A 6,441-nucleotide genomic window follows, 5' to 3' on the forward strand; every position below is an offset into this window, starting at 1 on the left:
GTCTCGTGTACGCGCGCAGCGCATGCCCCGGAGGGGCAACACGAGACGGTATAGGACGGCCCTCCACTCCGTCCGGCGAACGCTCTTTGTGTGGAAGACGTCACACTCCGTCGACCCTGGTCTAGCTCTCACACCGTCCCTGACACGTCCGCGACGTGTCTTCCCACTTCACGGCGACGCGATCAGAACAGCGGTCGGTAAAGTGGACTTCGACCACATGGTCCGCCTCGGCTGGCTCCGCTCCCCGCAGTCGATCGAGGTTCGCTTCGGTACCAGCCGGGCCGGGGCCGTCGACGTCGCGCTCTACACCACAGCGTCCGTTGACGCGGTCGTCCCCGCCCACCCGGAGGTCGACTGGGAGCGGCTGCGCGCGATGGAGAAAGGCTGGCGCTCCCCACTCGCGTCGCTGAGCCGGGCACCGGTCTGAGTACCTTCGTGCGTCGCGAAGCGCTACGACGGCGCTCTCCCGCCGCGCCGCCTTCCAGCTGTTCAGGAAGGCGGCGCGGCGGCGTACGACGGCGGCTACCCCGGGCGTAACCGGTAGCCGCAGTCGGAGCGCATGGCCTGGCTACTTGACCTTCGTGCACACTCGCTTGCCGCCCTTGAACTCAGCACAGAACGATGTGCCGACCGGGTACGCGGCCCCGGTGTGGTGGCCCTTGCCCCATGAGGCCCAGGTGAAGGAGATGCTCCCGTTGCGGGCGGGTTCCAGGCGGCCCTGCTTCCAGCCCGAGGCGACCTTGTACGTACGGGCACCGGGCTTCCGGTACATCCAGCGCGCACTTCGGCGCGTCTTGGAGTTGGTGCCCGTGTAGACCCAGGACACGCGGCGGGTCTTCGCGCCCTTCGCGTACCAGTACTCCACGCTGATGCTGGGCGCGCAGCCACCGCCCCGCGCATGCGTGCACGTCCCCACGCGTCGGTCGACGGTCGGGGCAGCCGACGCCGGCGAACTACCGATCAGCACGGCCACCACCGAGGCCACCAGGGCCGTCGAGATCATTCTTCTCATGCCCATCCAACGCAGGCCCCGACCGGTCGTACGGGCACGACGGCATGATCACCCTCACGAGACCACGGGCCAGCCGAGCGTCACAGGTCGTCAGGGAGCAGGTCCGTTCGGATGCGCAGGTAGCGCACGGGGTGACGGTGACGGCCACGGTCGAGCGCGCTGTCCACGCGGAACTCCACCACCACGCGAGGCTCGACCAGACGAACCTCCAGAGCCTCGCGGCTCCCCCACCCGGCCAAGAAGCGGCGCCCCTCCCAAGGGTGCCCCGCAGCCGCAGGAACGAGTACGGCGCCCAGCTGCGCGCGGGCCCCGGGCGAGAGCGGCGTCGTACGGGCCACCATCCGCAGTCCGTCCGCCGCATCATGGCGGCCCAGCAGAAGCGTCTGCGGCGCGTGCAGGCCCCCGGTCACCCCGGCGACGATCCCCTCCGCGGTCCCGTACGCGCGCACCTTCACCCAGCCACCCGGGCCGCCCCGCTGCCCCGGACGGTACAAACCGCCCGCCGGCTTCACCACACAGCCTTCAACACCTGCCTCACCCCACGCCGAGTCGAACCAGCCCAGCGCCACGTCGCGGTCGCGGGTACAGGGCACGAGACTCCAGGGCGCGCGCAGGCCGCGCCGCTCGAAGAGCTCCACGAGCAGATCCCAGCGCTCCCGCAGCGGCCGGCGCATGAGGCTGACGCCCCGGTGCTCCACGACGTCGAAGACCACCAGATGGGCCGGAGCCGCGGCGGCGGCCTCCGTGGCGCGGCGCCCCCGGTAGCGGGCGCGCTGCTGCAACGCGTCGAAATCGAGACGGCCACTTCCGAGCACGACGAGCTCGCCGTCCAGGACGACATCCTCACCCACCAGCTGGGCGCCGCCGGCCGCGACATCCCCGAACGCGGGCGTCAGGTCCGCGCCCCGGCGGGACTGGAGGAACACCTTGCCCTCCCGTACGAAGACGAGCGTGCGGAAGCCGTCCACCTTCGCCTGGTACAGCACGTCAATGGCTCGGCGCGTCGGCGGGAGTACATCGGCGGAGCGGGCGAGCATCGGCTCGATCGGAGGCGTCAGCACCCCGCCACCCTCACCCGCGCCGCAGCCCGTACGCCGGCAGCGCGCGCCGCCGTACGGGTGATCCCCCGCGCGAGCGCGAACTGCCCCGCGTGCACGGAACGTCCCCGCGGACATGAACGCTGCCCATGTACACCTAACCGAGCCCGGCCTTCTGGTCCTGGACATCACCGCGCTCGACGAGGAAACCGCGCGTGCCGCGATGCGGGAGTTGGAACAGCTGTGGCGCACCTCCGGCGTCGCGCCCGTACGGCGCGTCCCGGGCACGGCAGGCGTCACCGCCCGCCTCTACGCTGACCTGCGCCCCACCTAGGCCGCAGCGTCGGACAGGGGGCCGCCCCGGCAGGACGGGGGAGACCTGCCGGGGCGGCGCGTGAGGGTGGTCGCGAAGGGCGGTCGCCTCGCGGCGAAAGGCTCCGTGGGGCTTCAGCCGAACGATCTTCCCCACGGGCAAAGGGTGGAGCCCGGGGCCCCTGTCCCCTCCGCGGCCACGTCTCTCCCAACGCCTCTGCACGCCCGGGTGTTCCCCGCTCCCGCGCTCCAGCGCTCCGGCGGCACCGTACGGGCAGGCCCGCTGAGAGGGTTCTCGGGCGAGGCGCACAGCAGCGGAGGCAGTTGCCCTGTCGGCACGCACGGGCAGCCCCTGGAGCACGGCAGGGCACGTGCTTTGGTCAGGGTGTATCGCCTTCCCAGTCCCACTTGGCGGAGTCGCCGTTGCGGGGCCCGTACTGGGCGCGCCCGCCCGGGCCGTACGCACCGATCTCCGTGATCAGCGCCGCACCTTCCACAACTTCCTCGGCGTCCCACCCGGTGACGTCGACCAGAAGTCCGTCCAGGGGACCACCGACCAGCTCCCGGTACTCGTGTCCCGGCTGCGGTCCGGGGTCCGGGTCGTCATGGTCGGCGCCGTACACACGCCGCTGCATGAACTCACTCATGTCCAGCAGCATGACAGCCACCACCGACACCGAGCAGGGCTTCACCGCCTCGGCACCGCACGCAGGTGGCCGCGTCGGCCGTGCGAATACTGCACCCCTGCCACACGAGCACCACCAGCCACGAAAACGCACGGAACCGCCGCGACCGTCATCTATCAGCGCGCCGAACGACAACCCGGTGAGCCACGTCACCGACGCCTTCTGCACGGACACACCCACCACAGCCCCCCGGCCACCAGCCGGGGGGTTTCGTGCTTCCCAGAGGAGTTGACCGTTGCCCACGTACGAGACTCTGTCCCGCTTCACCGCCGACCTTCACCGCCTCACCCCAGAACAGCGCCGCGCATTCCACCGTGTCGTCGCCCGCGCCTTCGTGCCCGGCCTCCGCACGGGCGGCCGGTTCCCTGCGGGCCTCCGCATCAAGGGGGTCCGCCGCACGCCGGGCGTCTACGAACTGACCTGGGCGCCGGGCGGGCGCGCGACATGGTCGTACGGCCGGGAACAGGTCGCCGGCGTCCCTCACGTGATCTGGCGCCGCATCGGCGGACACGACATCCTCAACGGCCCCTGACCAGACATTGCGACTGCGGGGCTGGCAACGATGTTGAGGTCTGGGCCCGGACCGCCGAAGGATTTGTGCAGGTCAGCGATCTTGTCCTCAAGCGCCGCCAGTCCGCGCGCTTCCCTCTCCGGGCTCTTGGTGCACCCGACGATCTCGGTTCCGGCAAGGACGAGCCCCGGCATGAACTGGGGACAGTGGCAGCTTCAGCCCAGGACAGCTGGATTTTCCGGTACGCCGTTGCTGAGGATGTCGGCGATCAGGTCGGCAAGGCCGAGGGGGTAGACCGTCTCGCTGGTGGCGCGCAGTTCACTCAGTGTCCACCAGCGGCTGGTTCGAATGGTGTCAGTCTGGGTAGCGCGGGACGGATCGATGTTGGAGGCCGCGATACGCGCGAGGTAGTACTTCTCGATTTGGCGGACTTCGCGGCCGCCGACGGGATGGGTCTGGCTGCGCTCAGCGATCTGCGCGACCAGCAGGACATCTGCGGCCCCGATTTCTTCGGCGAGTTCCCGCAGGACGGCGGTGGGGTAGTCCTCGCCCGCTTCCAGACTGCCGCCTGGGGTGGCCCAGAAGCCGCCGTCCTCGTCGTAGGCCAGCAGCAGGACGCGCTGATGGGGATCGAGAACGACTGCTCGGGCCGCCTCGCGGAGGGGCACAGTGTTCATGGGTTCAGTCTGGCAGGCAGTTCACTTCGACCCACTCGGGTGCGTAGCGGGCGAGGACGGCCGGCACGAAGGGCCTGAACGGTTTGCGGTGCTTGATGCGGCTGTTCAGCGCCTCGGAACTGGCCGTCGTCCGGGGGGCGGCGAGGATGCTGCGGGCGCCGAGCGCACGGAGGCCGAGTTCGCTGCCGTCCTGGAACCAGCCGATGATCCGTCCCTCGGCCTCATACCCTCTGGCCTGCTGATACCGGGTCAGGAAAAGGCTCACGCCAGGTCACTCCACAGGCTGGTAATCAACCGACTCAGTGTGGTGGCGGGCGGGGGCGTAGGCGTGGGCCTGGGTGGTCCACAGTGCGGCGTACTCGCCGTCTGCGGCCAGGAGGCTGGTGTGGGTGCCTTCTTCGAGGACGCGACCGTGGTCGAGGACGATGACCCGGTCGGCATGCTGGGTGGAGCCGAGGCGGTGCGTGATGAGGATGACGGTCCGGTCCGCGGCGAGTTCACGGATGCGCTCGTACGCGGCCTGTTCGGCGCGTGGGTCGAGGGCGCTGGTGGGTTCGTCGCAGATCAGCAGGGGTGCGTTGGTGCGGGCGAAGGCGCGGGCTGCGGCGATGCGTTGCCATTGTCCGCCGGAGAGGTCCCGGCCGCCGGACTGGGCGGGCCGGATGTGGGTGTCGAGGCCCTCGGGGAGTGAGTCGATGACCTGGGTGGCGCCGCCGGCGCGTGCGGCGGCGAGGACGGCGGTGTCGCTCTGGTCGCCTTGGCCGAGGGTGATGTTCTCGCGCAGGGTGGCCTGCCAGCGGGCGATGTCCTGGGGCAGCATCGCGAGGCGGGAGAAGAGTTCGTCGGGGTCGACGGTGGCCAGGTCGGTGGCATCCCAGGTGACGGTGCCGCTGGTGGGGGTGTAGAGGCCGGCGAGGAGTTTGGCCAGGGTGGATTTTCCTGCACCGTTGTGGCCGACGATGGCGAGGATCTCCCCGCGGCGCACGGTGAGGGAGATGTCGGTGAGGACGGGGGCGGCAGCGCCCTCGTAGGCGAAGGTGACGTGGTCGGCGCGGATGACGGCGGGGTTCGCGGGAACCGGAGCGGGTGCGGCCGGGAGGGTCGTGCGGGCCGTGGCGTCGGTGAGGAAGGCGGCCCAGTCGCTGAGGTAGAGGCCCATGCGGTAGGTGGTGGTCAGGCCGGTGGCGAGGCCGGTGAGCAGGGCCCGGCTGGTCTGGACGGTGATGAGGGCGGTCGCGGCGTCGGCGGTGGGGATGCGTCCGTGGACGGTGAGCCACAGCAGGGTGGCGTAGACGATCAGGGTGGCGGCGCCGGCGAGGGTGTCGCCGAGGAGTTGATGCCGTGCGGTGTCGGCCCCGATCTGTGCGGTGTGGTTCTGAAGGCGGCGGCTGACGGCCTGGTACTGGCCGAGGAGCCAGGGCCGCATGGTGCCGGCGCGGACGTCGAGGGCGGTGGAGCGGCCGCTGGCGAGGTACATGAGGATGTGGCGGGTGCGGCGGTCGCCGACCGCGTGCCGGTCCGCGCGGTGGGCGGCCTGGGCGGCGCGGGCGGCGGCCCATGCGCGTGGCAGGACTGCGAGCAGCAGCAGGGGCAGCAGCAGCGGGTCGAGACTGGCCAGGACGCCGGCGGCGGCCGTGATGCCCAGGGCCGATGCGGTCAGCGAGATGAGGGAGTCGAGGATCGTGTGGGCGTCGGTGGCCGCGCGGTTGGCGGCCTCGCCGTGATCGCACCAGGCGGGGTTGTCGTAGGAGGCGAGGGGGACGCGGGTGGCCGCGTCGAGGTAGGCGAGTTCGGCGCGGGCGTCGATGGCCGGTCCGAGGCGGGCGGTCGTGGCGACGGTCGCGGCGGAGGCCAGGGTGCGGGCGGCGGCGACGGCGGCCAGGGCCAGCAGGGCGAACTCGGCGCGGCCGAGGCGCTCCAGCGGGGCGCCGGGGGCGAACAGGACCGCGAGCGTGGTCCGGGTCAGGTGAAGGGTGACGGCGGTGAGGCCGCCGGCGGCGAGTTGGAGAGTGGTCAGGCGCAGCAGCGCGGTGCGGTCGGCGCGCCAGGCCAGGGACAGGGTGATCCGGCTCAGGCGGGGCAGGGCGCGGGCCATCGTGAGCAGGCCGTCGGAGCGGTCCTCGTGGCGTTCGCTGCCGAGCGCCCAGGCGGTGAGCGGTTCGGGGGCCGGGCGCCGAGGGCGGCGCAGGCGGGCTCCGAGCCGCTC

9 protein-coding genes are annotated in these 6,441 nt (G+C 71.5%); 3 read left to right on the forward strand and 6 right to left on the reverse strand.

The window, feature by feature from the left end:
• The first annotated feature begins 202 nt into the window (after nucleotides 1-202).
• A complete protein-coding gene (locus LCE31_RS34530; RefSeq protein WP_225021587.1) occupies nucleotides 203-427 on the forward strand; it encodes a hypothetical protein in 225 nt (74 codons plus the stop codon).
• Nucleotides 428-568: 141 nt separating this feature from the next.
• On the opposite strand, the gene LCE31_RS34535 is transcribed toward LCE31_RS34530, so the two are convergent.
• Nucleotides 569-1,012, reverse strand: a complete 444-nt coding sequence (locus LCE31_RS34535) for a hypothetical protein (RefSeq protein ID WP_225021589.1) — start codon at nucleotides 1,010-1,012, stop codon at nucleotides 569-571.
• An 80-nt stretch (nucleotides 1,013-1,092) separates the two neighbouring features.
• Nucleotides 1,093-2,073, reverse strand: coding sequence for an ATP-dependent DNA ligase (locus tag LCE31_RS34540; RefSeq protein ID WP_225021591.1), 981 nt, complete (start codon nucleotides 2,071-2,073; stop codon nucleotides 1,093-1,095).
• Nucleotides 2,074-2,185: 112 nt separating this feature from the next.
• On the opposite strand from LCE31_RS34540, the gene LCE31_RS34545 reads away from it, so the two are divergent.
• Nucleotides 2,186-2,383: a DUF6207 family protein gene (locus tag LCE31_RS34545; RefSeq protein WP_225021593.1), complete on the forward strand. Its 198-nt coding sequence runs from the start codon at nucleotides 2,186-2,188 to the stop codon at nucleotides 2,381-2,383.
• Between the two features lie 358 nt (nucleotides 2,384-2,741).
• Here the strand turns inward: LCE31_RS34545 and LCE31_RS34550 are convergent, their stop codons facing one another.
• Nucleotides 2,742-3,008, reverse strand: coding sequence for a hypothetical protein (locus LCE31_RS34550; RefSeq protein WP_225021596.1), 267 nt, complete (start codon nucleotides 3,006-3,008; stop codon nucleotides 2,742-2,744).
• 274 nt (nucleotides 3,009-3,282) lie between these two features.
• Here LCE31_RS34550 and LCE31_RS34555 point away from each other — a divergent pair, with 274 nt between their 5' ends.
• On the forward strand, nucleotides 3,283-3,579 hold the full coding sequence (locus LCE31_RS34555) for a hypothetical protein (RefSeq protein ID WP_225021598.1): 297 nt from the start codon (nucleotides 3,283-3,285) through the stop codon (nucleotides 3,577-3,579).
• A gap of 194 nt (nucleotides 3,580-3,773) precedes the next feature.
• Here LCE31_RS34555 and LCE31_RS34560 read toward each other — a convergent pair whose 3' ends face one another.
• The 3 genes from LCE31_RS34560 to LCE31_RS34570 all read right to left on the reverse strand — a co-directional run.
• Entirely contained in the window at nucleotides 3,774-4,235 is a 462-nt protein-coding gene (locus LCE31_RS34560) for an NUDIX hydrolase (protein WP_225021600.1), read from the reverse strand.
• A 4-nt stretch (nucleotides 4,236-4,239) separates the two neighbouring features.
• Nucleotides 4,240-4,500 carry a carbamoyltransferase C-terminal domain-containing protein gene (locus LCE31_RS34565; RefSeq protein ID WP_225021601.1) on the reverse strand — a complete coding sequence of 87 codons (261 nt, stop codon included), beginning with the start codon at nucleotides 4,498-4,500 and terminating at the stop codon, nucleotides 4,240-4,242.
• Nucleotides 4,501-4,506: 6 nt separating this feature from the next.
• Nucleotides 4,507-6,441 (reverse strand): ABC transporter ATP-binding protein (locus LCE31_RS34570; protein ID WP_225021602.1); only part of this gene is annotated, 1,935 nt, incomplete at its 5' end.

Origin of the sequence: Streptomyces sp. 8L, from assembly GCF_020176795.1 — a bacterium.
Taxonomy (GTDB): Bacteria; Actinomycetota; Actinomycetes; order Streptomycetales; family Streptomycetaceae; genus Streptomyces.